The sequence below is a fragment of the Streptomyces sp. NPDC127068 genome (genome assembly GCF_042724695.1).
Lineage (GTDB): Bacteria > Actinomycetota > Actinomycetes > Streptomycetales > Streptomycetaceae > Streptomyces.
The window spans coordinates 214,343-237,206 of the sequence record NZ_JBHXEN010000002.1 but is presented as its reverse complement, the minus strand read 5'-3'; the positions used below and the strand labels follow the sequence as shown (position 1 = coordinate 237,206).

Annotated in this window: 15 protein-coding genes; 8 read left to right on the top strand and 7 right to left on the bottom strand. The window is 73.9% G+C overall.

The genetic code is table 11. The annotated features are described in order from the left end of the window. Positions 1–279 precede the first annotated feature (279 nt). The gene (locus tag ACFWIA_RS02060) at positions 280–3,810 is read left to right on the top strand and encodes an amino acid adenylation domain-containing protein (protein ID WP_386999459.1); all 3,531 of its coding nucleotides are present in this window, start codon (positions 280–282) and stop codon (positions 3,808–3,810) included. Continuing rightward, the gene (locus ACFWIA_RS02055; RefSeq protein ID WP_386999457.1) at positions 3,803–6,109 is read left to right on the top strand and encodes a salicylate synthase; all 2,307 of its coding nucleotides are present in this window, start codon (positions 3,803–3,805) and stop codon (positions 6,107–6,109) included. The genes ACFWIA_RS02060 and ACFWIA_RS02055 overlap by 8 nt, the downstream gene beginning before the upstream one ends. A 135-nt stretch (positions 6,110–6,244) precedes the next feature. On the opposite strand, the gene ACFWIA_RS02050 is transcribed toward ACFWIA_RS02055, so the two are convergent. Both ACFWIA_RS02050 and ACFWIA_RS02045 read right to left on the bottom strand, forming a co-directional pair. Then, positions 6,245–7,828, bottom strand: coding sequence for an MFS transporter (locus tag ACFWIA_RS02050; protein ID WP_386999455.1), 1,584 nt, complete (start codon positions 7,826–7,828; stop codon positions 6,245–6,247). Positions 7,829–7,962: 134 nt separating this feature from the next. Beyond that, on the bottom strand, positions 7,963–8,562 hold the full coding sequence (locus tag ACFWIA_RS02045) for an NADPH-dependent FMN reductase (protein ID WP_386999453.1): 600 nt from the start codon (positions 8,560–8,562) through the stop codon (positions 7,963–7,965). 163 nt (positions 8,563–8,725) lie between these two features. On the opposite strand from ACFWIA_RS02045, the gene ACFWIA_RS02040 reads away from it, so the two are divergent. Together ACFWIA_RS02040 and ACFWIA_RS02035 are read left to right on the top strand one after the other, a co-directional pair. Next, complete coding sequence (locus ACFWIA_RS02040; protein WP_386999451.1) at positions 8,726–12,019, top strand: BTAD domain-containing putative transcriptional regulator; 3,294 nt, start codon at positions 8,726–8,728, stop codon at positions 12,017–12,019. A 193-nt stretch (positions 12,020–12,212) separates the two neighbouring features. Beyond that, positions 12,213–14,465: an LLM class flavin-dependent oxidoreductase gene (locus ACFWIA_RS02035; protein ID WP_386999449.1), complete on the top strand. Its 2,253-nt coding sequence runs from the start codon at positions 12,213–12,215 to the stop codon at positions 14,463–14,465. A gap of 27 nt (positions 14,466–14,492) precedes the next feature. Here the strand turns inward: ACFWIA_RS02035 and ACFWIA_RS02030 are convergent, their stop codons facing one another. The 3 genes from ACFWIA_RS02030 to ACFWIA_RS02020 all read right to left on the bottom strand — a co-directional run bounded on the left by ACFWIA_RS02030 (position 14,493) and on the right by ACFWIA_RS02020 (position 16,929). Next, positions 14,493–15,149: a hypothetical protein gene (locus ACFWIA_RS02030; RefSeq protein ID WP_386999447.1), complete on the bottom strand. Its 657-nt coding sequence runs from the start codon at positions 15,147–15,149 to the stop codon at positions 14,493–14,495. Further along, positions 15,146–16,060 carry an ATP-binding cassette domain-containing protein gene (locus ACFWIA_RS02025; protein ID WP_386999445.1) on the bottom strand — a complete coding sequence of 305 codons (915 nt, stop codon included), beginning with the start codon at positions 16,058–16,060 and terminating at the stop codon, positions 15,146–15,148. Before ACFWIA_RS02025 ends, ACFWIA_RS02030 begins: the two co-directional genes overlap by 4 nt. 140 nt (positions 16,061–16,200) lie before the next feature. Next, positions 16,201–16,929 carry a ribonuclease H gene (locus tag ACFWIA_RS02020; RefSeq protein WP_386999442.1) on the bottom strand — a complete coding sequence of 243 codons (729 nt, stop codon included), beginning with the start codon at positions 16,927–16,929 and terminating at the stop codon, positions 16,201–16,203. 95 nt (positions 16,930–17,024) lie between these two features. Between ACFWIA_RS02020 and ACFWIA_RS02015 the strand changes: the two genes are divergently transcribed. Next, positions 17,025–17,504, top strand: a complete 480-nt coding sequence (locus ACFWIA_RS02015; protein WP_386999440.1) for an RrF2 family transcriptional regulator — start codon at positions 17,025–17,027, stop codon at positions 17,502–17,504. A gap of 80 nt (positions 17,505–17,584) precedes the next feature. Further along, positions 17,585–18,805 carry an MFS transporter gene (locus ACFWIA_RS02010; protein WP_386999438.1) on the top strand — a complete coding sequence of 407 codons (1,221 nt, stop codon included), beginning with the start codon at positions 17,585–17,587 and terminating at the stop codon, positions 18,803–18,805. A gap of 20 nt (positions 18,806–18,825) precedes the next feature. On the opposite strand, the gene ACFWIA_RS02005 is transcribed toward ACFWIA_RS02010, so the two are convergent. Further along, positions 18,826–19,512 (bottom strand): HAD family hydrolase, encoded by a 687-nt coding sequence (locus tag ACFWIA_RS02005; RefSeq protein ID WP_386999436.1) that lies wholly within the window; start codon positions 19,510–19,512, stop codon positions 18,826–18,828. Positions 19,513–19,942: 430 nt separating this feature from the next. Next, a complete protein-coding gene (locus tag ACFWIA_RS02000) occupies positions 19,943–20,911 on the bottom strand; it encodes an NADP-dependent oxidoreductase (RefSeq protein ID WP_386999434.1) in 969 nt (322 codons plus the stop codon). Between the two features lie 234 nt (positions 20,912–21,145). On the opposite strand from ACFWIA_RS02000, the gene ACFWIA_RS01995 reads away from it, so the two are divergent. Both ACFWIA_RS01995 and ACFWIA_RS01990 read left to right on the top strand, forming a co-directional pair. Then, on the top strand, positions 21,146–21,589 hold the full coding sequence (locus ACFWIA_RS01995; protein WP_386999432.1) for an RrF2 family transcriptional regulator: 444 nt from the start codon (positions 21,146–21,148) through the stop codon (positions 21,587–21,589). A 72-nt stretch (positions 21,590–21,661) separates the two neighbouring features. After that, positions 21,662–22,861 carry a globin domain-containing protein gene (locus tag ACFWIA_RS01990; RefSeq protein ID WP_386999430.1) on the top strand — a complete coding sequence of 400 codons (1,200 nt, stop codon included), beginning with the start codon at positions 21,662–21,664 and terminating at the stop codon, positions 22,859–22,861. Positions 22,862–22,864 lie beyond the last annotated feature (3 nt).

Below are 22,864 nucleotides of genomic sequence, written 5' to 3'. Positions count from 1 at the left end.
GGTCCGGGGGGCGGTTCACGCTCCGCGCGGGTGCCTGATCGTCAGAGCGTGCGTGCCCCAGGTGCACTGGGCGGCATCCACAAACTGGCACGGTTAGGTTAACCTAACCACCGTCGTTGCACACCTCCCGTTGCCGAGGGTCACCGGAACGGCCGTCCGGGCCGTTCTCCGTGTCGCTCGGTTTCGGGCCCATGGATCGGTGCACCCGGAAGGCCCTTCTCGGCCCACGGCCGACGCCCGCAGCTCCCCTCACACGACGTGTTAGGAAGATGCCGCTTCATGCTGTCCATCGACGACCTCCGCGATGTGGTCACCGACCTGCTCGGCGGTGATGCCGAGCCGCCCGGTGACCACGACAGCCTCATTGAACTCGGCCTGGACTCACTGAAGCTGATGGGAGTGGCGAACCGACTGCGCCGCTCGGGCATCGACGTGGGATTCGCCGATCTGGCACGCCGGCCGACGCTCGCGGAGTGGAACGCCCTGCTCGCCGGGGCACCCGGCACGGACCCGCCCACCGAGCCGCCGCAGCCCACCGGCGGGCCGGCGCCGGGATCGACCCCGCCCGGCGCCGAACCGGCCGCGGGCGGTGCGGAGCTGTTCCCGCTGGCTCTGATGCAGCACGCCTACTGGGTGGGTCGGGGCGGGTCCCAGGCCCTGGGTGCGGTGGCCGCCCACCTCTACACCGAGTTCGACGGGACCGGCGTCGATCCCGGCCGGCTCGGGGTCGCCGTCGCCGCCCTGGTCGACCGCCACCCGATGCTGCGCGCCCGCGTCCTCGACGACGGACGGCAAGTGATCGGCCCCCGGACGCACGACGGCCGGCTCCCGGTCCTCGACCTGCGCGGAGCCACCCCCGAGGAGGCACGTCAGGAGACCGACCGGCTCCGGGACCGTCTCTCCCACCAGATGCTGGACGTCGCCGCGGGGCGGATGATCGACGTCCGGGTGACCCTGCTGCCCGGTGGCCGCACCCGGGTCCATGTGGACGTCGACATGCTCGCCGCCGACGCCCGCAGCTACCGGGTGCTGCTCGCCGACCTGGTGCACCTCTACGAGCACCCCGGGGCCCCGTTGCCGCGGCTGGGCTACGACTACGCCCGGTACCTCGCCGAGCGTCGCGCCGAACCGCCCCGCGAGCGGGACGTCCACTGGTGGCGGGACCGGTTGGGCGCCCTGCCCGGCGCCCCCGAGTTACCCGCCCGCCCCGGGTCGGGGAGCGGGGCCGGCGGCCGGGTGACCCGCTTGCACCACTGGCTCGGCCCCGCACAGCGCACGGCGCTGACCGCGCGGGCCCGGGCGCGCGCGGTGACCCCCGCGGTCGCCGTCGCCACCGCCTTCGCCGAGGTGATCGGCGCCTGGAGCGGTGAGCCCCGCTTCCTGCTGAACGTCCCCCTGTTCGACCGGCGTCCGCTGCACCCCGATGTGGACCTGCTCGTCGGTGACTTCACCGGCTCGGTGCTGCTCGACGTCGACCTCACCGAGCCGCGCTCCTTCGCCGACCGGGCCGGGGACACCCAGGAGCGGATGCACGCGGCGGCGGCCCACTCCTCGTACTCCGGCATCGAGGTCCTGCGTGACCTCTCCCGGGACCGGGGCGCACAGGTCCTCGCCCCGGTCGTGTTCACCAGTGCCCTCGATCTCGGCGAACTCTTCGGCGGCGAGGTCGAACGCTGCCTCGGCGAGCCGGTGTGGATCGTCTCCCAGGGACCGCAGGTGCTCCTCGACGCCCAGGTCACCGAGGTGCACGACGGGCTGCTCGTCAACTGGGACGTACGTTCCGACGCCCTTCCCGAAGGCAGCGCCGAGGCCATGTTCACGGCCTTCACCGGCTTGGTCGACCGGATGGCGGACGGTACCGCCTGGGAGGTTCCGGTGGGGCCGCTGGTCGCCCCCGAGCGGCTGGCCGTGCGCGCCGAAGCCAACCGCACCGAAGGACCGCTCCCCCGACACCCTCTGCACCACGCCTTCTTCGCCCGTGCCCGGGTCGCGCCCGACGCCCCGGCCGTGCTGTCCGGCGACGCCCCCGCCCTCGGCTACGGCCGACTCGCCGAGCTGGCGCTCCGGGTGGCCGGGGCGCTGCGCGAGCACGGCGTGCGCCGCGGTGACGCCGTCGCCGTCAGCCTGCCCAAGGGCCCGGACCAGGTGGTGGCGGTGCTCGGGGTCCATGCGGCGGGGGCGCACTACGTGCCGGTCGGCGTGGCACAGCCGCCGGTCCGGGCCGCGGCGATCCGCGACGGGGCGGGCGCGGCCCTCGTCATCGCCGGCGCCGGCGGCCCCGGGGCGTTGGCGTTCCACGAGGCCGCCCGGTGGCCCCGCCCGCTGCCCGAGCCGGTGTACGCGGCACCGGACGAGATCGCGTACGTGCTGTTCACCTCCGGCTCCACCGGTCGGCCGAAGGGGGTCGAGGTCTCCCACCGGGCCGCCGCCAACACCCTCGCGGACCTCGTCGAACGGCTGGGGCTCGGCCCCGCGGACCGCACGCTGGCGCTGTCCGCCCTCGACTTCGACCTCTCCGTCTTCGACGTCTTCGCTCCGCTGTCGGTCGGTGGCGCCGTCGTCACCGTGGACGAACGCTCCCGCACGGACGCCGCCGGCTGGGCCGACCTGGTGCGCGGGCACGGGGTCACGGTGCTGAACTGCGTGCCGGGACTGCTGGACATGCTGCTGACCGCCGCCGAACGCACTCCGCTCGGCACCTCGTTGCGGGCGGTGCTCCTCGGCGGTGACCGGGTGGGGGTGGACCTGCCGGTCCGGCTGCACGACCGGGTCCCCGGCTGTCGCTTCCTCGGGCTCGGCGGCACCACCGAGACCGCCGTCCACTCGACCGTCCAGGAAGTGACCGGTGGGCAGGTGCCGGCCCACTGGACCAGCGTGCCCTACGGCAGACCGCTGCGGAACGTCCGTTGCCGGGTCGTCGACGTCCAGGGCCGGGACCGTCCCGACTGGGTGGCGGGCGAGCTGTGGATCGGTGGCGCCGGGGTCGCCGACGGCTACCGCGGCGATCCGGAGCGCACCGCGGACCGGTTCCCGGCCCGGGACGGCGTGCGCTGGTACCGCACCGGTGACCGGGCCCGCTACTGGCCGGACGGGACCCTGGAGTTCCTCGGCCGGGCGGACGACCAGGTGAAGGTGCGGGGTTTCCGCATCGAACTGGGCGAGGTCGAGGCGGCGTTGGCGGCCCACCCCGCGGTGCGCCGGGTCGCCGCCCTGGTGCTGCGCGACGGTCCCGCCCCCCGGTTGTGCGCCGTCGTGGCGACCGGCGCCGCACCGGTCCCGGCCGCCGAACTCCGGGACCTGGCCGCGCAACGACTGCCCGCCCCCATGCTGCCCGATCTCCTCGCCGTCGTCGCCGAGCTGCCGCTGACGGCGAACGGCAAGGTGGACCGGCGGGCGCTGCGGGCGCTCCTGGCCGCGGAGCGGACGGCCGGCGGTGGCGGTGAGGCCGCCAGGACGGCCCTGGAGGAGGTCATCGCCCGGGTCTGGAGCCGGGTGCTCGACACGGGGCCGCCCGGGCGGGACGAGGACTTCTTCTCGCTCGGCGGCGACTCCGTCCTCGCCACCCGCGTCGTCGGGCTGCTGCGGGAGTGCCTGGACACCGAGGACGTCACGGTGCACGACGTGCTGTCCTCCCTGACCGTCGCGCGGCTCGCCGGTGCGCTGGCCGCCCGGGACCCGGACGGGGGACGGTGGGAGGTCGTCGCGGAACTCTTCCTGGAGATCGAGTCCCTGTCCGAGGAGGAACTCGACGCCCGGTTGGCCGCGACGGCGGGGCACGACGGCGGCCTCGCGGAGTCCGATCGTGGCTGAGCGACCGAGGGGCACCCGGGCCCCGGACCCGGAAGCCTGGTTCCGTCGCTACGTCCCCCGGCCCGGGGCCGCGGCCCGACTGGTGTGCTTCGGCCCGGCGGGCGGGGCACCGGCGTTCTACCGGGACTGGGCGCGGGCCGCACCGGCGGAGGTCGAGGTGCTGTCGGCGGTGCTGCCGGGGCGCGAAAGCCGGGTGTCGGAGCCCCCGTTGACGTCGATGACGGCACTCGCGGACACCGCGACGGCCGCGCTCGTGCCGTGGCTGGACCGGCCGACCGTCCTGTTCGGGCACAGCATGGGTGCTTCCCTCGCCTTCGAGGTGACCCGCCGGTTGGAGGCCCGCCCCGGACCCCGGCCGACGGCGTTGTTCGTGTCGGCCCGGCCCAGCCCCCGGCGGCTCCGGGAGTTCCCTTCGCCGGTGGCCGACTACGACGACGAAGCCATCGTCGGGTACCTGCGCGAACGCGGCGGCACCCCCGACGCACTCCTCGACGACCCCGGTGTACGGGAGCTGATCCTGCCGCCATGCCGGGCCGACTTCCAAGTGATCGGAAGGTACGTGCCCGACCTGGACCGGCCCCGGATCGACACCCCGCTCCGGGTGCTCCTCGGAGCGCTCGACCGGGGCGTGCCGGTGGGCGACGGGGGCCGTTGGGAAGAGGTCGCCGCCCGGTTCCGCGGCACCCGGGTGTTCGCCGGCGGCCACTTCTACCTCCTCGACGACCCGCCGTGGGTACTCGACCACGTCCTGCGGGCCCTGCGCAGCGAGACGGCCGCGGTCAGCGCCCCCGTCTCCGCTCCCCCGCCCGGCGCACCCCGCGGAACGCCCCGTCCCGCCGGACCGACCGACTCCGGGAAAGGAAGTGAGGCCGTGCTGACCCAGGCCCGTGCCCACCACGAACGTCGCATCGCGCTGACCGGCGAGCCGTTGAACACCGCTGCGGCGCTGTCGGCGACGTCCCGCGAGGAGCACGTCCTGTACGAGGACCGGGGCGCCGTCGGTTGGGCGGAAGGCGCGCACGCCCGGGTCACCGTGCACCCCGACCGGACGGTCCTGGCCCTCCACGGCCCCGGTCGGGACGCCGCCGGGGGCACGTCGAGGGTGTTCCCCACCGACGGCGGGGTGCTCCGGACGCTCGACCGGGCGTTGGCCGCCGTCCCCGTGCGGAACTGGCGGGCCTACGGTTGGGCCGCGTTCGAGCTGAGCTATCCGCTGCACGGGTTGCCGCCCGTCCCCGGGGACGCGCCCCTGGCGCACCTGGTGGTGCCGGCCCGGGAAGTCCGGCTCGACGCGGGCACGGCGCTCCTGCGCTGCCTCGACCCGGACGAACTCGACGCCCTGGAGCGGCGGGTCCGTTCGGCCGCTGCCCTGGGCGGCGCGGTGGGCGGCACCGCACGGGTCACGGTGGACATCGAGCAGCACGGGGCCGACGCGTACCGGGCGTCCGTGGCCGCGGCGGTGCGGGAGATCCACGCCGCACGCCTCACCAAGGTGATCCTTTCGCGGACCGTGCCGGTGACCTCGCCGGTCGATCTGCCCGCCACCTATGTGGAGGGGCGGCGGGGCAACGACCCGGCGCGTTCCTTCCTGCTGCGGCTCGGAGGCTGGGAGGCGGCGGGGTTCAGTCCCGAGATCGTCACCCGGGTCACGGGGGACGACCGGGTGGTCACCGCCCAGCCGCTGGCCGGGACCCGTGCCCTGGAGGGCGATCCCGAGGGGGACCACGGCCGTCGGGCCGAGTTGTACCGCGATGCGAAGGAGGTGTTCGAGCACGCGATGTCGGTCCGGTTGGTGGCCGAGGAGCTCCACCGGGTCTGCGCCCCGGAGAGCGTCACCGTCGACGACTTCATGTCGGTGAAGGAACGGGGCAGCGTCCAGCACCTGGCTTCCCGGCTCTCCGGCACCCTGGCGCCCGGGCGCACCGCGTGGGACGCCGTGGGCGCGCTCTTCCCCGCCGTCACCGCGTCCGGCATCCCCAAGGCCGAGGGGTGTGCCCTGATCCGGCGCAGCGAGCACGGGCCCCGCGGTCTGTACAGCGGGGCGGTGCTGACGGTGGACGCCGACGGGACCATCGATGCGGCGCTGGTGCTGCGGAGCGTGTACCGGCACGAAGGGCGCACCTGGTTGCGGGCGGGGGCGGGCGTCGTCGCGCACTCCACGCCGGAGCGGGAGTTGGAGGAGACCCGGGAGAAGCTGCGGAGCGTGTCGGGGTTCCTGGTCCCGGCCGCGGACGTCCCGCCGGGCGGTGCCCGCGGGGCCCGTGACCTGGACGAGCAGTCCGCGGCGCTGACCGGCTGAGCACCGGCGTCGGGCGCCCCCGGGATTGCGGGGGCGCCCGGGGTACGGACTCCTTCGGCCGTGGCCGGGGGCTGCCGGTGGTGGACGTCGACGAGCGCCGGCGGTCCGCAGGGGCCGCGGGCGCTCCCGACGCGGTCAGTGGTGCTGGGGCACCGGCTGCGGGGCCTCGGAACCGTCGGCGGGCGTGGGTTGCGCGGCGGCTGCTCCCGCCCGGCGCAGCACGGTCAGCGCGATTCCCGCGGTCACCGCGGCGAGCACCGCGCAGACCACGGCAACGGTGTTGAGCCCCGCCGTGTAGGCCTCCCCCGCGGCGGACAGCACCTGTTCGCTCAGCGCCGGGGGCAGTGTCTCGGCTGCCGCCAGTGCCCCTTCGATGCTGCTGCCCACGGCCTCGGCGGCTCCCGCCGGTAGGCCATCGGGGACGGTGATCTGGCCCTGGTAGACCGCCCCGCCGAGGCTGCCGAGCCCCGCCAGGCCGAAGGAGACCCCGAACTCCCCGCTGGTCTCCGACATCGAGGCGGCGGACCCCGCCTTCTCCGGCGGCGCGGAGCCGACCACGAGGTTGGTGCCGAGGGCGCCGATGGGGCCGGTGCCCATGAAGGCGACGACGAAGCCCGTGAGGAGCAGCGGGAGTCCGGCGACCGGGTCGACGAAGACGAGCAGGGCGTAGCCGATGCCCGTGACGACGAGGCCGCTCCCGATGATGACTCCGATCGGGAGCCGCTTGGCGAGGGTGGGGGCGAGCATCGCGGTGACCACGGAGAGCAGCGCGGAGGGCACCATCCACAGTCCGGCTTCGAACGGCGAGAGTCCCTCGACCATCTGGAGGTACCCGGTGATGAACAGGTAGCTGCCCCCCATGGTGATCATGGCCAGCATCAGGATGAGGAGCGAGGCGGTGAAGGCGCCCTGTCGGAACAGGCTCAGGTCCAACAGCGGTGCGGTCAACTTGTGTTGACGGGCGACGAACAGGATGCCGATGGCCAGCCCGACCGCGATGGCGAGCGGGGGGAGCAGCCCCCACCCCTCGCGGGCTATCTCCTTGAGGCCGTAGATGACGGGGAGGATGGCGCCGAGCGAGAGGACCACGCTGGGCAGGTCGATCCGACCGGCATCGGGGTTGCGGTACTCCGGCAGCACGAACGGCGCCGTGAGGAGCAGCAGCACCATCACCGGGACGCCGAGCACGAAGACGGAGCCCCACCAGAAGTACTCCAGCATGATCCCGCCGACCACGGGCCCGAGTGCGGTGCCGCCCATGAAGCAGCAGGCCCACACGGCGATGGCCCGGCCGCGCTGGAGCGGGTCGCGGAAGAGGGTGCCGATCAGGGCCAGGGTGGACGGCATCAGGGTGGCGGCGGCGATGCCGAGCAGGGCGCGGGTGACGATCAGCATTTCGGCGCTGGTGGAGAACGCGGCCAGCAGCGAGGCCACGCCGACCACGAAGGCCCCGCCGGTGAGCAGTTTGCGGCGGCCGATGCGGTCGCCCAGGGTGCCCATCGTCACCAGGAAACCGGCGATCATGAACCCGTAGATGTCCATGATCCAGAGCGTTTGGTTGGCGCTGGGGGCCAGGGACTCCGCGAGGTGCGGGAGCGCCAGGAACAGCACGCTCTGGTCGAGGGAGATCAGCAGGGTGGGCAGCGCCAGGACGGCGAGCCCGGCCCACTGTCGGGGCCCGGCCTTGAGCGGAACCTCCGTGGGCACGGTGGAGGGCATGGTCTTCCTTTCCGGGCACGGTCCGTCGCACGACGGCCGGCCGTCAGGGGCGTGAGGTGGTCCCGGTGTCGCCGGGAGGCGGCCGGGTGGGGACGTGGGGGGAGTCGCGGCCGTCCCGAGGACGGCGGGCGGGGTCAGACGGGGAACGGGCGTCGGTCGCGGGCCTCCCGTAGGGCCCTGCCCCACCAGGCGAGTTGGTCGAGCAGCGCCTCGGCAGCCGCCGTCGTCTCGGGGTCCGTGGGGCGCCCCTGCCCGTCGAAGCAGCCGTCCGGGCCGACGAAGGCGACCGTGTCGCGGACGGTGGCGGCGTGCAGCGCGGAGAAGATCTCCCTCAGGTGCGACACGGCGCGCAGCCCGCCCGACGGCCCGCCGTAGCTGACGAATCCGACGGGCTTGGCGCGCCATTCGTCGACGTACCAGTCGATCGCGTTCTTGAGGGGCGCCGGGATGCTGCCGTTGTGCTCCGGTGTCACGACCACGAAGGCGTCCGCGCCGGCCAGCCAGGGGGCGAGGTCGCGGACCGCGGGCGGGGGCGGGGCGCCGGTCCGGTCCGGGTGGACGTCGGGGAGCCACACCTCGGCGAGGTCGATCACGTCGACCTCCAGCCCTTCGCGGGCCGCGGCCAGCGCCGCGATCCAGCGGGCGGGAGTGGGGCCGAAGCGGGGGGCCCGCACGCTGCCGATGATGACGGTCAGGCGCAGACCGCGTTCGGGGGTGCCGGACGGGTCGGTCATGTCGGTTCGCCTCGCTCTCTTCGTGTGCTGCCACCGACCGTGCCGGTTCCCCCTCTCGGTCCGCTCCCGGTCCGCTCTCGGTGCCGGGCGGTTCGCCCGGGGTGCGCTCCGGACCCGTTCCCGGGGGCGGAGTGCGGCCCTGAGCATGGGTTAGCGTGAGGCCATGCGTTTCGGGGTGCTCGGTCCACTGGCCGTGTGGACATCGGACGGGCGACCGGTACAGGTCCCCGAACTCAAGGTCCGCGCGCTACTGGCGTGTCTGCTCACCCATCGCGAGGGCCCGGTGTCCGCCGACCGGTTGATCGACGACCTGTGGGGGGACCGGCTGCCGCGGCATCCCGCGGCAGCCCTCCAGAACAAGGTGTGGCAGTTGCGTCGGGCGCTGGAGGGCGCCGAGCCCGGCGGCCGTGACCTGGTCGTGTCGCTCCCGACCGGCTACCGACTGCGCACCGGTGCGCCTTCCCCGAACGAAACGGACGGCACGGGCGGCACGGGCGGCGCCCGGTGCACGGACCCGGTGCACACCGTGGACGCGGATCAGTTCGACGCCCTGACGGACTCCGCGCGGGCCACCGAGGACCCGGTCGCGCGGGCCGCCCTGTGGGCCGAGGCCCTCGCGCTCTGGCGGGGCCCCGCCTACGGGGACTTCGCGGACGAGGAGTTCGCCCGCGCCGCCGCCGCCCGGCTCACCGAGCAGCGACTGACCGCACGGGAGGAACAGGCCGAGACCCGACTCGCCCTGGGGGAACACGCTCTGGTCGCCGATGAGTTGGGCGATCTGACGGAACGGCATCCGCTACGGGAGCGGCTGCGCTCCGCGCATGTGCGGGCGCTCTACCTGGCCGGCCGGCAGAGTGCCGCGCTCGCCAGCTACACGGAGTTGCGGGAGCGGCTGGCCGACGAGTTGGGGGTCGATCCGAGCCCTCCGTTGGTCGCACTGCACCGGGCGATCCTCAGCCAGGACCCGGCGTTGGCCGCGGCGCCCGCGCCGGTCACCACCGCGGCCAGGCCACCGGCCCGGCTCCCCGGCGGACTGACCGAGCTGGTCGGTCGGGACGCGGCGGTACGGGAGCTCGACGGGGTCCTCGCCGCCCACCGGTTGGTCACGCTCACCGGGCCCGGCGGGGTCGGCAAGACCCGGCTGGCGTGGGCGGCGGCCACCCGCTCGGCCGCCGCGGACCCCGGCGGGGTGCGGCTGGCCGACCTCGCCGCGCTGCCGCCCGCGCACGGAGCGGACGACACCCGGGCACTGGAGTTGGTGGCCGATGTCGCGGGGGTCCGCGATGACGTCGCCACGCCGGGCGACCGGCCGCGGTCCCTGGCCGATCGGGTGGCCCACGCCTTGGGCGACCGGCCCTCCCTGCTGGTCCTCGACAACTGCGAGCACGTCGTCGAACCCGTTGCCGACCTGGTGGGCCGGCTGCTGACGGCGCTGCCCGGGCTACGGGTCCTGGCGACCAGTCAGCTCCCGTTGGGGGTGCCCGGGGAGCGCCTCCAGGAGGTGCCGCCGCTGGCCGAGCCGGACGCGGTGGCCCTCTTCGCGGCCCGGGCGGCGGCCGTCGCCCCGTTCGCGCTCGACGACACCGCCCGGGGGGAGGTCGCCGCGATCTGTCGGCGGCTCGACGGGATACCGCTCGCCGTGGAGATGGCCGCCACCCGGGTGCGGGTGCTGGGCTTGAGCGAACTCGCGGCCCGGCTGGACGACCGGTTCCGGCTGTTGGCCTCCGGGGTGCGCGGCGCCCCACCGCGCCATCGGACCCTGCGGGCGGTCATCGACTGGAGTTGGGAGCTGCTCGGGGAGCGGGAGCGCACCGTCCTCACCCGCCTCGCCGTGCACGCCGACGGCTGCGACCTGCCCGCCGCGGAAGCGGTCTGCCCGGCCGGCGGCGTGGACCGTCACGACGTGCTCGACCTGCTGACACGGTTGGTGGACGGGTCGCTGGTCGTGGTGCGCGACGGCACCGACGGGCCCCGCTACCGACTGTTGGAGTCGGTGGCGGCGTACTGTCTCGACCGGCTCCGGGCGGCGGGCGAGCTGGCCGGGCTCCAGGAGCGGCACCGCGACCACTACACCCGCCTGGCCGAGCGCGCCGCACCCCATCTGCGGGGCCACGGCCAGCGGGAGTGGCTGCGCCGTCTGGACACGGAGAACGCGAACCTGCGGGCGGCGCTGGACGGCGCGGTACGGGACGGCGACGGCGAGCGCGCGCTGCGGTTGGTGAACGCCCTGGGCTGGTACTGGTACCTGCGGGGCCGTCACCGGGAGGCCGAGCGGGCACTGACCCGGGCCCTCGCCGTGCCGTACCCGGCCGACGGACGCCCCGACGGACGCCCCGGGGAACGGGCCTCGCGCATCGCCCGGGCGAGCGCGCTGCTGGGCGGGGTCCGCCTCGCGCTGGGCGGCACCGCCGACCCGGCGGCCGAGTACCGGACGGCCCTGGCGCGGTACGCGGACGTGGACGACCCCGCGGGGCTGGCGTGGTCCCGCTGGTTCCTCGGTCTGAACCTGTACGGCATCACCGACGCGACGCCGAGCGAGGACCTGATCACCGGGGCGCTGGGCGAGTTCCGTGCGATGGGCGACCGGTGGGGCACCGCGGCGGCCCTCGCGAGCCAGGCGTGCCAGGCCAAGTTGCGGGGCCGCTTCGGTGTGCTGCGCGGTCTCGGTGAACAGAGCCTGCGGGTCTTCACGGAGTTGGGGGACGCCTGGGGCCAGGTGCAGTCCCTGGTCCCGCTCCAGACCCTCGCGGAGGTGACCGGCGACTACGCGAGCGCCGGCCGGTTGCACCGGGAGGCCCTGCGGCTGGCGGAGGACCTGGGGCTGTGGCGGGAGGTGTCGTTCCAGCTCTCCGGGCTCGGGCGGATCGCGCTGCTCACCGGTGACCTGCCGTTGGCGGCCGAGTACCACGGGCGGGCGCGGCGGCTCGCCGTGGAGCAGTCGGACGGGATGAGCGAGCAGTACGCGGAGACGGGGCTCGCGATGGGGGCGCGCCGCGCCGGTGACCTCGACGCCGCGGAGGCGGCCTTCGAGCGGGTCCTCGTCCTGCACCGTCGGCTCGGCTACGAGCCCGCGCGGCCCCCGCTGATCCTGGCGGAACTGGGGTTCGTCGCGGAGGCGCGGGGGGACCGGGACACGGCCCTGCGGCTCCACGCGGAGGGCTTGGCCACCGCCCGGGGCTCGGGTGATCCGCGGGCGGTCGCGCTCGGCCTGGAGGGCTCGGCCGCCGCGCGTTCGCTGTTCGGGGACGCCGAGGAGGCCGCTCGGCTGCTGGGCGCCGCCGATGCGGCCCGCTGCGCCGTGGGCGCGCCGCTGCCGGACGGTGAGCGGGGCGACGTGGACCGGGTCAGCGCCCGGCTCCGGCGGTCCCTGGGGACGGACGGGTTCGCCGCCGCGTTCGCGCGGGGCCGTTCCCTGGGCCCCGACAGCGTCCTGGGCGACCTCGTGCCGTTGCCCTGAGGGCACGCGGACGTCGACCCGGGGGCCGGTGTTCGTGCTGGTCCGTCGGGGTCGGTGGTGGAGCGTGTCGCCGAGGTGACCGGAGCGACCGGGCATAACCCGGCGGCCCCTTTCGTTGACCATTCAACGACACCGTTCCGGTGGGTGCACCCGCCCTCAGCGGCGCACCCGCACCTCCAGGGGAGGCAGCACCATGGCCGACTACGGGCACGAACTGGAGTTCGGCTCTTTCCTCACCCCCAGCACCCGCGACCCGCAGGGCGTGGTGGACCTGGCCGTCCTCTCCGAGGAGGTCGGCCTCGACCTCGTCACCTTCCAGGACCACCCCTACAACCCCGGGCTGCTCGACACCTGGACGCTGCTGAGCTGGGTGGCCGCACACACCCGGCACATCCGCGTGGGGAGCAACGTCACCGGTGTGCCGCTGCGCAACCCCGCCGTCCTCGCCCGCACGGCGACCAGCCTGGACCTGCTCTCCGGTGGCCGGCTGGGCCTGGGACTGGGGGCCGGCGCCTTCTGGGAGGCCATCAGCGCCATGGGCGTGCCCGCCCTGACACCCGGACAACGCGTCACGGCGCTCGGCGAGGCGATCGACATCATCCGGGGGATCTGGGACGCCGACGAACGCGGCCCCCTGCGCGTGGCGGGAGGGTTCCACTCCGTGGACGGCGCCAAGCGGGGGCCGGCCCCGGCCCACGACATTCCGATCTGGCTGGGTGCCTACAAGCCGCGGCTGCTGCGGATGGTCGGGGCCAAGGCCGACGGGTGGCTGCCCAGCCTGAGCTACCTCGGCGCGCCGACCGTGTCCGAGAGCAACGCCCTCATCGACGAGGAAGCCGAGCGCGTCGGCCGCGACCCCCGGGAGATCCGCCGGCTGCTCAACATCACCGGTGCCTTCGGCCCCTCCACCGGACAGCTCCAGGGTCCGCCCGAGCAGTGGGTGGAGGAGCTGCTGCGGTTCGTCCTGGACGACGGCTTCAGCACCTTCGTCCTCGGCTCCGACGACCCGCGCGTCCTCTCCCTCTTCGGCCGGGAAGTGGCCCCCGCCCTGCGCGAGGCGGTCGCCGCCGAACGGGCCGCCACCGGCACGGCCGCCACCGGACGGGTCCGGCCGGCCGCCGCCCTGGCCCTACGGCACGACGGCATCGACTACGACGCGGTGCCCGACTCCCTCGCCGAACGGGCCGTGGAGCCGGGGGACCGCGCCTACGAGAACGTACGGTCCACGTATCTGTGGCGGGGTGCGCCGGGACTCGTCCTGCGGCCCTCCACCGCCGACCAGGTGGCCGACGCGGTCCGCTACGCCCGCACCCAGTCCGTACCCCTCTCCGTCCGCAGCGGCGGCCACGGCATCAGCTCACGGTCCACCAACGACGGTGGCATCGTGATCGGTCTCGGCGCCCTCGACCAGGTGACCCTGCTGGACCGCGAACGCCGTCTGGTCCGGGTCGGAGCCGGCGCGCGCTGGGGCGAGGTCGCGGCGAAGCTCGCCCCGCACGGTCTGGCCATCAGCTCCGGCGACTCCGGTGGGGTGGGCGCGGGCGGGCTCGCGACGACCGGCGGGATCGGCTTCCTCGCCCGCTCGTACGGCCTCACCATCGACCACGTCCGGGCCGTCGAGGTGGTCCTCGCGGACGGCCGGCGGGTGACCGCCGACGCCGACCACGAGCCCGACCTGTTCTGGGCGCTGCGGGGCGCAGGGGCCAACATGGGCGTCGTCACCTCGTTCGACATCGAGGCGACGGAACTCGATGACGTGGTGCTCGCCGTCTTCACCCATGACGCGTCCGACCTGACGGGCTTCCTGGGCGACTGGGGCGCACTGGTCGAGGCGAGCCCCCGGGAGCTGACCCCGTTCCTCACCGTCGTCCGGCAGCGCGGACAGGTGATCGGCCAGACGTACGCCCTGTGGGCGGGCGACGACACCGAGGCGGCGGTCGCGGCGCTGGAGCCCTTCCTCGGCATCGCCCCGGTGCTCCAGCAACAGGCCCGGCTCGTACCGTACTCGGGAGTCGTCACCCCCGGACGCGCCGTGCACCGCGGCGAGGGCGGCTACCGCATGCGCTCCGCGCTCGTCGACCACCTCGACGAAGGGGTCACCCAGGCCGTGGCCGGGATGTTCGAGGACGGCGGGACGGGCTACTTCCAGATCCGTTCCGTGGGCGGCGCCGTCAACGACACGCCCGCCGACGCCACCGCCTACGCCCACCGCAGCCAGAACTTCGCCCTCTCCGCGATGCTGCGCGGGTCTCCGGGCGGTCCCGCGGACGACGCCTGGGACGCGCTGGGCGCCACGGGTCTGTACCTGAGCTTCGAAACCCATGAGCACGCCACCGCACTGCCGCGGGCCTATCCGCCGGCGACGCTCGGCCGGCTGCTGCGGATCAAGGAAGCCTACGATCCGGACAACGTGTTCCACGCCAACTTCCCGGTCCTACCGACCTGATCCCGCCCCACGGGCCGGCACGGGCGCTCAGTCACGGCGCGCGGCGAAGTGGTGGGTCACCGTCCCCGCGAGCGCCAGCAGGACGACCGACAGGGCGAGCATGCCGCACGCCGGCGCGAGGAGCGCAGCGGAGTCGACGGAGTCGGCCATCCGTCGGAAGAGGCGGTTGACGGGGGGCAGTCCGGGAGTGAACAACGTCGTCAGCACCAGGGTGAGGGCGGCGACGAGCCCGTATCCGGGGCGCCGGAACACCGACCGGGAACAGAGCAGTCCGATGGCGGTTCCGGTGCACGCGCAGGCGAGTTGGGCGACCGCACCGAGCAGCAGGTCGACCGGGCGGACCTGGTACGCGCCCACCCAGAGCGGGAAGAGGAGGCCGAGCACCAGCAGGGGGAGGCAGCTGAGCAGGACGGTGGCCGTCGAACCGGCCAGCACCTTCCAGGACCGCCCGGTGCTGACCGTGACGATGGCGCGCTGGGAGGGACCGTCGAGGTCCAGCAGGGCGACCGCCAGCCAGGTCGAGGCGAGGAACAGCGCACCGGCGGAGGAGGCGTACGCCGGCGGCAGCGGTCCGCTGCCGCTGACGGTGAGCACCCCGAGCAGGCCGGTGAAGAGCAGCAGCGGGGGCAGATAGCGCTGGGAGTGCAGCACGACGGCCAGCGAGTAGCGGATCAGTGCGATCACCTGGGGCCGCCTCCCGGGCCGGGTCGGGTGGGCGTCCGCGTTCCCTGGTGGGCCACGGCCACCACGGACCATCCGCTGCCCAGCGCCGTGAGCAGCAGGGCGTCGCAGTGGGCGGGGTCCACACGCAGGACGGTGTCGGGGCCGCGCACGGTGTGGGAGAGGGCGCCGACCGCCGTCCAGTCGAGCGGTCGCGCCGGCCGTCCGCCGGCGCGGGGGGTGAGCACCACCTCGGTGGCGGGGCCCACCTCCGTGAGGGGGCGGGTCGCGGCGGCGGTGCGCCCGGTGCTCACCTCCGCAACGGCCGGGAGGGCCGTCACCCGTCCCTGCCGTACGGCGTACGTGGTGGTGGCGCCGGTCCGGCCGACGGCCTCCCGGTGGTCGGTGAACACCACGGCGCCGCCGGCCTCGGCGACCTCCGTGATGATCTCCGCGAGCACCTGGTGCGCGGAGGCGTCGAGACCGGACCACGGTTCGTCGAGGACCAGGAGTTCCGGTGGGACGAGCAGGGCCTGGGCGAGTGCGACCTTCTGTGCGTTGCCCTTGGACAGGGTCTGTAACTGCGCGCCCTCGCCGCCGACCAACGCCAGCCGCTCCAGCAGCAGTCGACCGCGTGCGGTGGCGGCGCCGGTGGACAGTCCGCGGACCCGGCCGAGGTGCACCAGGTAGGCGAGCGCGGAGAGCCGTCCCGGTGGGCCGAACCGGTCGGGCACGTAGCCGACGCCGAGCGGCCTTCCGGTGATCCTGCCCCGTGTCGGACGCGAGAGGCCGGCCAGCAGGCGCAACAGGGTGGACTTCCCCGCACCGTTGTCGCCGGTGAAGGCCACGATCTCGGCGGCTCGGACCGCGAGGTGCACGTCCCGCAGGACCCACTCCCCGCGGCCGTGGCGCTTGCCCACGGCTTCCAGTCTCATGCCGTCCCCCTGCCGCCGGGCCGATGGTCGGCGTGCGGTGAACTCACCGACGGGCAGGTCCGGTGGGAGCCGCAACTCCCGTTGTCGAAGTGGTGCACAGGACCCACCGTACGGCGTGACTCACCTCCGGCGGGTCCCCGTCACGCTCCCGACGCCCGGTCCGCGGCGGCCCGTTCCGTACGGCAGTCCGGGTGACCCCAGCCCGTGCCGACCTTGGTGATCTTGGTGCCGGCGGTGTAGGAGGAGCCGCAGGGGCATCGACCGGCGAACTTCGCGCTGATCACCCGGGGTTGACCGTCCGTGCGCCCCGACCCCGCGGTGCCCTTCGGGCGACGGCCGGCCGGCCGCTTCGCCCGCGACTCGGTGGCGCGGTCGGGCGCGGGGACCGGCAGTTCGTGATGGCCGAGGGCCGTACCGGCGGGGGTCTGGGCCGTTGCCGCGTCGCTGGCCGCCTGGTCGGCGATCGCGTTCAACGGGTCGCCGTCCGCCTGGTGGGCGGGGACGTGGACCAGTTCCACGTCCCGGCCGGCCAACAGGTCCTCGATGTGTTCGATGAGGTCCCGATTGGCCACCGGGCTACCGCTCGCGGTCTTCCACCCCTTGCGCTTCCACCCCGGAAGCCACTGGGTGACGGCCTTCATCGCGTACTGCGAGTCCATGCGCACTTCGAGCGGCGTGCCGGCGGGGACGGCTTCGAGGAGGCGCGCCAGGGCGGTGAGCTCGGCGACGTTGTTGGTGGCGGCGCCCAGCGGCCCGGCCTCCCAACGCTGGGGGCGCCCCTGGGGGTCCGCCGTGACCCAGGCCCAGGCGGCGGGCCCCGGATTGCCCCTCGATGAGCCGTCACAGGCGGCGATGATGCGGTCAGACATGCCCCGATCATGCCACCCCGCTCCGCACCGGCCGACCTGACGAGCCCCGCCCGCCCCCGCAGCCCGCCGGAACCCGGACGTGTATCGTCCTGGTTATGCGCATGGGCGAGGGAGTGGAGTGGGGCCTGCACTGCTGCCTCACGTTGGCGTGGCTGGAGGACGAGGCGCCGGTACCGACGGCGCGACTGGCGGCCTGGTTCGACCTCCCGCCCGCCTACCTCACCAAGCGACTCCAGACACTGGTGCGATCCGGAATCCTGAACTCCACCCCCGGCGCCCGGGGCGGCTTCCGACTGGGCCGGCCGCCGGAGCAGATCACGTTGATGGACGTGGTCGCCGCCATCGAGGGCCCGGACGACGCCTTCCGCTGCACCGAGATCCGCCAGCGGGGCGCCGGCATCGACACCCCGGCACAGGAGTTCCGACACCCCTGCGGGATCGCCACCGCGATGCGCAGGGCCGAACTCGCCTGGCGTCGGGAACTCGCCGGGCAGACGGTGGCCGATCTGATGGCCGCGGCACCGGCCACGGCCGCGGAGCGCACCCGGCGCCACTACGCACGCACCACCGGCTGAGCACACCCACCCCCACAGCGGCCCGGCGCCGCGCCCGTCGACGCGGGCACCGCGCACACGGACGCAGAAGGAGAATCAGGATGTCAAACGTCTCGATTCCGATCGGACGGTCGAACCGGGCCGCCCCGGACCCGACGCCCCGGAGCGGACTGCCGTCCACCCTCGTCCTCGCACTGGGCGCCTTCGCCGTCGGGACGGACGCCTTCATCGTGGCCGGCTTCCTCCCCTCCATGGCCGAGGACCTCCGGATGTCCTCGGCGACGGCGGGTCAGTCGATCACCGTCTTCGCGGTCGCCTACGCCGTCCTCTCCCCGGTACTGGCCACGGCCCTCGCACGGCTGCCGCGCCGGACCTTACTCATCGGCGCGCTGTCCGTGCTCGGCATCGCCAACCTCGGCTCGGCGCTCGCCCCCGACCCGGTCGCCCTGCTCGGCAGCCGCGTGCTGGCCGCGGCCGGTGCGGCCGCCTACACGCCCACCGCGGGCGCGGTCAGCGCCGCCCTCGTCCGCCCCGAACTCCGCGGTCGCGCACTGGCCGTGGTGATCGGCGGACTCACCGCCGCCACCGCGCTCGGCGTCCCGCTCGGCAGCGCCGCCAGCCAGTGGTTCGGCTGGCGCACCGCACTCGCCCTGGTCGCGGCGCTCTGCCTGCTCGTCGCCGCGGTGCTGCGCCTGGTCATGCCGTGGCTGCCGGGCCATGCCCGGGTACCGCTGCGCACCCGCCTCGCCGTACTGCGACGACCCGCCGTCCTCGGCGTGCTACCGCTCACCGTGCTCGGCATGGCGGCCAGCTACACGGCGTACGCCTACAGCGTGCCCGTACTGGGGGCGGTCGACGTGCACGGGGACGCCGTCCTGTGGATGCTCTTCCTGTACGGCCTGGGTGCCGTCGTCGGCAATCTGGCCGCCGGTTACGCCACCGACGTCCGGGGTTCCACCACGGTGTTGACCGTGGGGTACGTCGTCATGGCGCTCGCCCTCGGGTCACTGGGTCGGCTCGCCGCGGTGGGCACCGACGCCACCCCCTTGGTCGGCCTGTTGGTGTTCCTCTGGGGTGCGAGCAGTTGGTGCCAGACACCCGCGCAACAGCACCGACTGATCGAGGTCGCCCCGCAGGAGGCCCCGCTGGTGGTCTCGCTCAACTCGTCCTCGATCTATCTGGGCATCGGCCTCGGCACCGCGCTCGGCGGCGCCGCCCTCGGAGCCGGCGCGGCGACGGTGTACGCCCTGGGGGCGGTCATCGCCGCGGCGGCCCTGGTCTTCCTGTGGTGCACCTCGCGAGCGACGTCGAACGACGTCTGACCCCCGAGGGGCGACCCGGGTCAGTCGGTGGCGTCGGGGAGGGTCCCCCGCATCCAGCTGACCAGTTCCAGGGCGTCGAGGGTGTCGACCCACCAGTTGGCCGGGTGCTCCTGCCACCCCGGTTGCCTGCCGACGCCGACCACCCGCAGTCCGGCGCGGCGTGCCGCTTCGATGCCGGTGAGGGAGTCCTCGAAGGCCAGGGTGTCCCCGGGAGGCGTGCCGCAGAGGTCCGCGGCGCGCGAGTAGAGGTCGGGTTCGGGTTTGGGCCGCAGTTCCTCGTCCGGGACGACGAGGTGGTCGAAGTGGTCGAGGAGGCCTGCCCTGCCGAGGCTGGCCTCCACCACGGCGGCCGGGCAGTTGCTCGCCACCGCCAGCGGCAGTCGACCCGAGACCAAGCGCACCAGGTCCTCGGCACCGGGCATGGTGGTCGGGGCCGTGTCGGCGAGTTCCGTGAAGTGGGACAGCAGGGCCTGCGTCAACGCGTCGGCCAGTTCCGGCGTGCCGGTTTCCTCGGCCATGAGGCTCCCGCATTCCGTGTAGTGCACCCCGGCCGCTCTCTCGGCGAAACCGGGTGGTGCCTTCAGCCCGAATTCGGAGAAGGACCGCATGCGTGCGGCCTGCCAGTGGGATTCCGTGTCCACCAGCGTGCCGTCACAGTCGAAGACCAGTGCCGCGGGAATCGAAGGGAAGGTTCCAGGAACAGTCATGCGAATTGCCCTTTCTCGAAGAACGTGCGACCGCAGGGGTCGCCACTTCGACGGCAAGCACAGAAATGCCCTGGCCAGGACCACGAGGGCTGCCACCCGACGCCCTCGCAGCCACGAACGCTACGGTGCGGAATTGACGCGGGGCAAGGCACGCACATGGCCACCGGCACCCAGGAAATGCGGGAGGAAATGATTCTTCCGTCAGAAAATCCAGTCACACATTCATATGATGCAACGTCAGAGATGTGTCGACATAAGGGGGTTAGGGATTAACAAGATCACATAAGATGTCCGCTCACGCCTCACCGGCCACCGCCGCCCCCCTGGAACGCATTTCACCCGATGGTGGGCGCGGCGCACTCTGCCACCACGCCCACCGAGCCGGGCGGGCCGCGCGTCGGACCACCCGGGTGGCGCGTACGGCACCGGATCACCGTACGAGGAGCACCAACTTGCCGGCCGTCCGTCCGGTCTCCCCCCGCAGGTGCGCCTCGGCGGCATCGGCCAGCGGGTACGTCCCGGCGATGGTGGCGCGCAAGCGGTCGGCCCGGACGAGGTCGGCGATCGCGTTCATTCCGGCGTGGTCGGACTCGACGATCATCACCTCACCGCGCACCCCGAACCGGTCCGCCTCCGCGGAGAGTTCCCGCTTCCCGTAGGGCTGGAGGGAGACGAGCACACCGCCCCGGCGCAGGGTCCGGAGCGAGCGGGCGCGGTAGTCACCCCCGACGGCGTCCAGGACGATGTCCACCCCACTGACGGCTTCGGCGAAGTCGACCTTCCGGTAGTCGATCACCTCGTCGCAGCCCAGCCGACGCAGGAACCCGTCGTTGTCCCCGCTGGCCGTACCGATCACGTACGCCCCCCTGGCCTTGGCGATCTGCACGGCCAGGTGACCGACCCCGCCGGCCGCCGCATGGATCAGGACGCGGTGCCCCGGCCCCACCCGAGCGGTGTCGACGAGCGCCTGCCAAGCCGTCAACGCGGCCAACGGCAGGGCTGCCGCCTGCACGTGGTCGATTCTGGACGGCTTGGACGCGAAGGCGCGGGCCGGCGCGGTCACGTACTCGGCGTGCGCCCCCGCACCGTACGGGTAGGGCAACATCCCGAAGACCTCGTCCCCCGGCCCGAACAGGGTGACTCCGGTCCCGACCGTCTCGACCACCCCGGAGACGTCCCAGCCGAGGACGAACGGCGGTTCGCCGAGGAACGCCTCCCTCGCCCGGTGCTTCCAGTCGGTCGGGTTGAGCCCGGCCGCGTGCACGCGCACGAGGAGTTCGTTCGGCCCCGGTTCCGGGACCTGGCACCGCACCTCCCTCAGCACCTCGGGCCCGCCGAAGGACCCCTGACTGATCGCACGCATGGTGGCGACGGCGGCTGCGTCTGCGTCTGCGCTCATGGACGGACTCACCCCTGACGACATGGTGGAAGACGGGGCCGACCGGGCCTGAGCACCGTCGAGCCGCGGAGACCGGGTTCCGCACCCCGGCACACGACAACGATCTTCAGCCGGTTCGGGTGCGGCGGGCAGTGTCCGCCGCGCCTAGGTCCGGCACCACCACTTTCCGCCGGGCCGACGTCGAACGACCCACCCAAATAAGACTCCCGAATGCATATTTGATACGGTCCGAACATGCGGCTGACCAAGTTCACCGACCTGGCACTACGCGCCGTGATGACCCTCGCCGCCACCAAGGACGCCGAACCGCTCACCACGCGCGAGGTCGCCCACGCCATGGACGTGCCGTACACGCACATGGCCAAGGCCATCGCACGGCTGCAACACCTGGGCGTGATCGAGGCACGACGGGGCCGGGGCGGCGGACTCGCCCTCACGGAGGCCGGGCGGCACACCTCGGTCGGCCGCCTGGTCCGCGACCTGGAGGGCGAGGAGGAGGTCGTCGCCTGCGAGGGCGACTCCCCCTGCCCGCTGCGCGGGGCCTGCCGACTCCGCGGGGCACTGCGCACCGCCCAAGAAGCGTTCTACTCGGCACTCGATCCGCTGACCGTCCACGACCTCGCCGCCTCGCCCACCGGCCCCGTGCTGGTCGGGCTGATCGGACGCCGGCACGCCTAACGCTCCCCCACCCCTCGGGCGAGGCTTCCCCTCCCCTTAAATATGCAGATCATCTACCACTTAGGAGTCGCCGTGCTGTCCCCCCGATCCGCCCCGGTCGTCCGCGCCACCCTGCCGGTCGTGGGCGCGGCCATCGAACAGATCACCGATCTGTTCTACCGGCGCCTCTTCGAGGAGTGTCCCGAGCTGCTGCGGGACCTCTTCAACCGCGGCAACCAGGCGAACGGCTCCCAGCAGCAGGCCCTCGCCGGATCGATCGCCGCCTTCGCCGGGATGCTGCTCGAACGGCCCGACGACCGGCCGGACCAACTGCTCCTACGGATCGCGCACAAGCACGCCTCACTGGGCATCGCCCCCGACCAGTACCGGCTGGTCCACCGCCACCTCTTCGCGGCGATAGCCGAGGTGCTCGGCGAGGACACCGTCACGCCCGAGGTCGCCGCCGCCTGGGACGAGGTGTACTGGCTCATGGCCAACGCCCTGATCGCCGTCGAAGCCCGCCTCTACCGCGAGGCCGGAGCTACCGGCACCGACACCTGGCGGCGGATGGTGATCGTCGAGCGCCGCACCGAGACCCCGGACACCGTCTCGCTGACCCTGCGCCCCGCTGACGGCCGCCCCCTCACGGCGTTCCGGCCCGGTCAGTACCTGAGCGTGCGGGCCCCGCTACCGGACGGCGCACGGCAGATCCGCCAGTACAGCCTCTCCGGCGCGCCGGGACGTCCCCAGTGGCGCATCACCGTCAAGCGGGTGGCGGCCGACGGGACACCGGACGGCGAGGTGTCCCACTGGCTCCATGCGCACGCCCGGCCCGGCGTCGTCCTCACCGTGTCCGCACCGTTCGGCGATCTGGTGCTGCCGCCGGGCGACGAGCCCCTCCTCCTCGCCTCCGCCGGAATCGGCTGCACGCCGATGCTGTCCATGCTCGACCACCTGGCCAGGACCGAGCCGTCCCGCCGGGTGACCGTCGTGCACGCCGACCGCACCCCCGCCACCCACGCCCACCGCGAGGAACTGCACGCGCTGGTCGCTCGGCTCCCCCGGGCGACGCTGCGCCTGTGGTACGAGGACCCCGGCGACGTCGAACCGGAGGCGCTGCCCGGCCGGGTCGACGTCAGCGCCCTGGACCTGCCTGACGGGGTGACGGCCTACCTGTGCGGGCCGCTCCCCTTCCTGCGGGCCGTCCGTGACGACCTGCTGCACCGGGGCGTGCCCGCCCGGTCGATCCACTACGAGGTGTTCGGCCCGGATCTGTGGCTCGGGCAGAAGTGACAC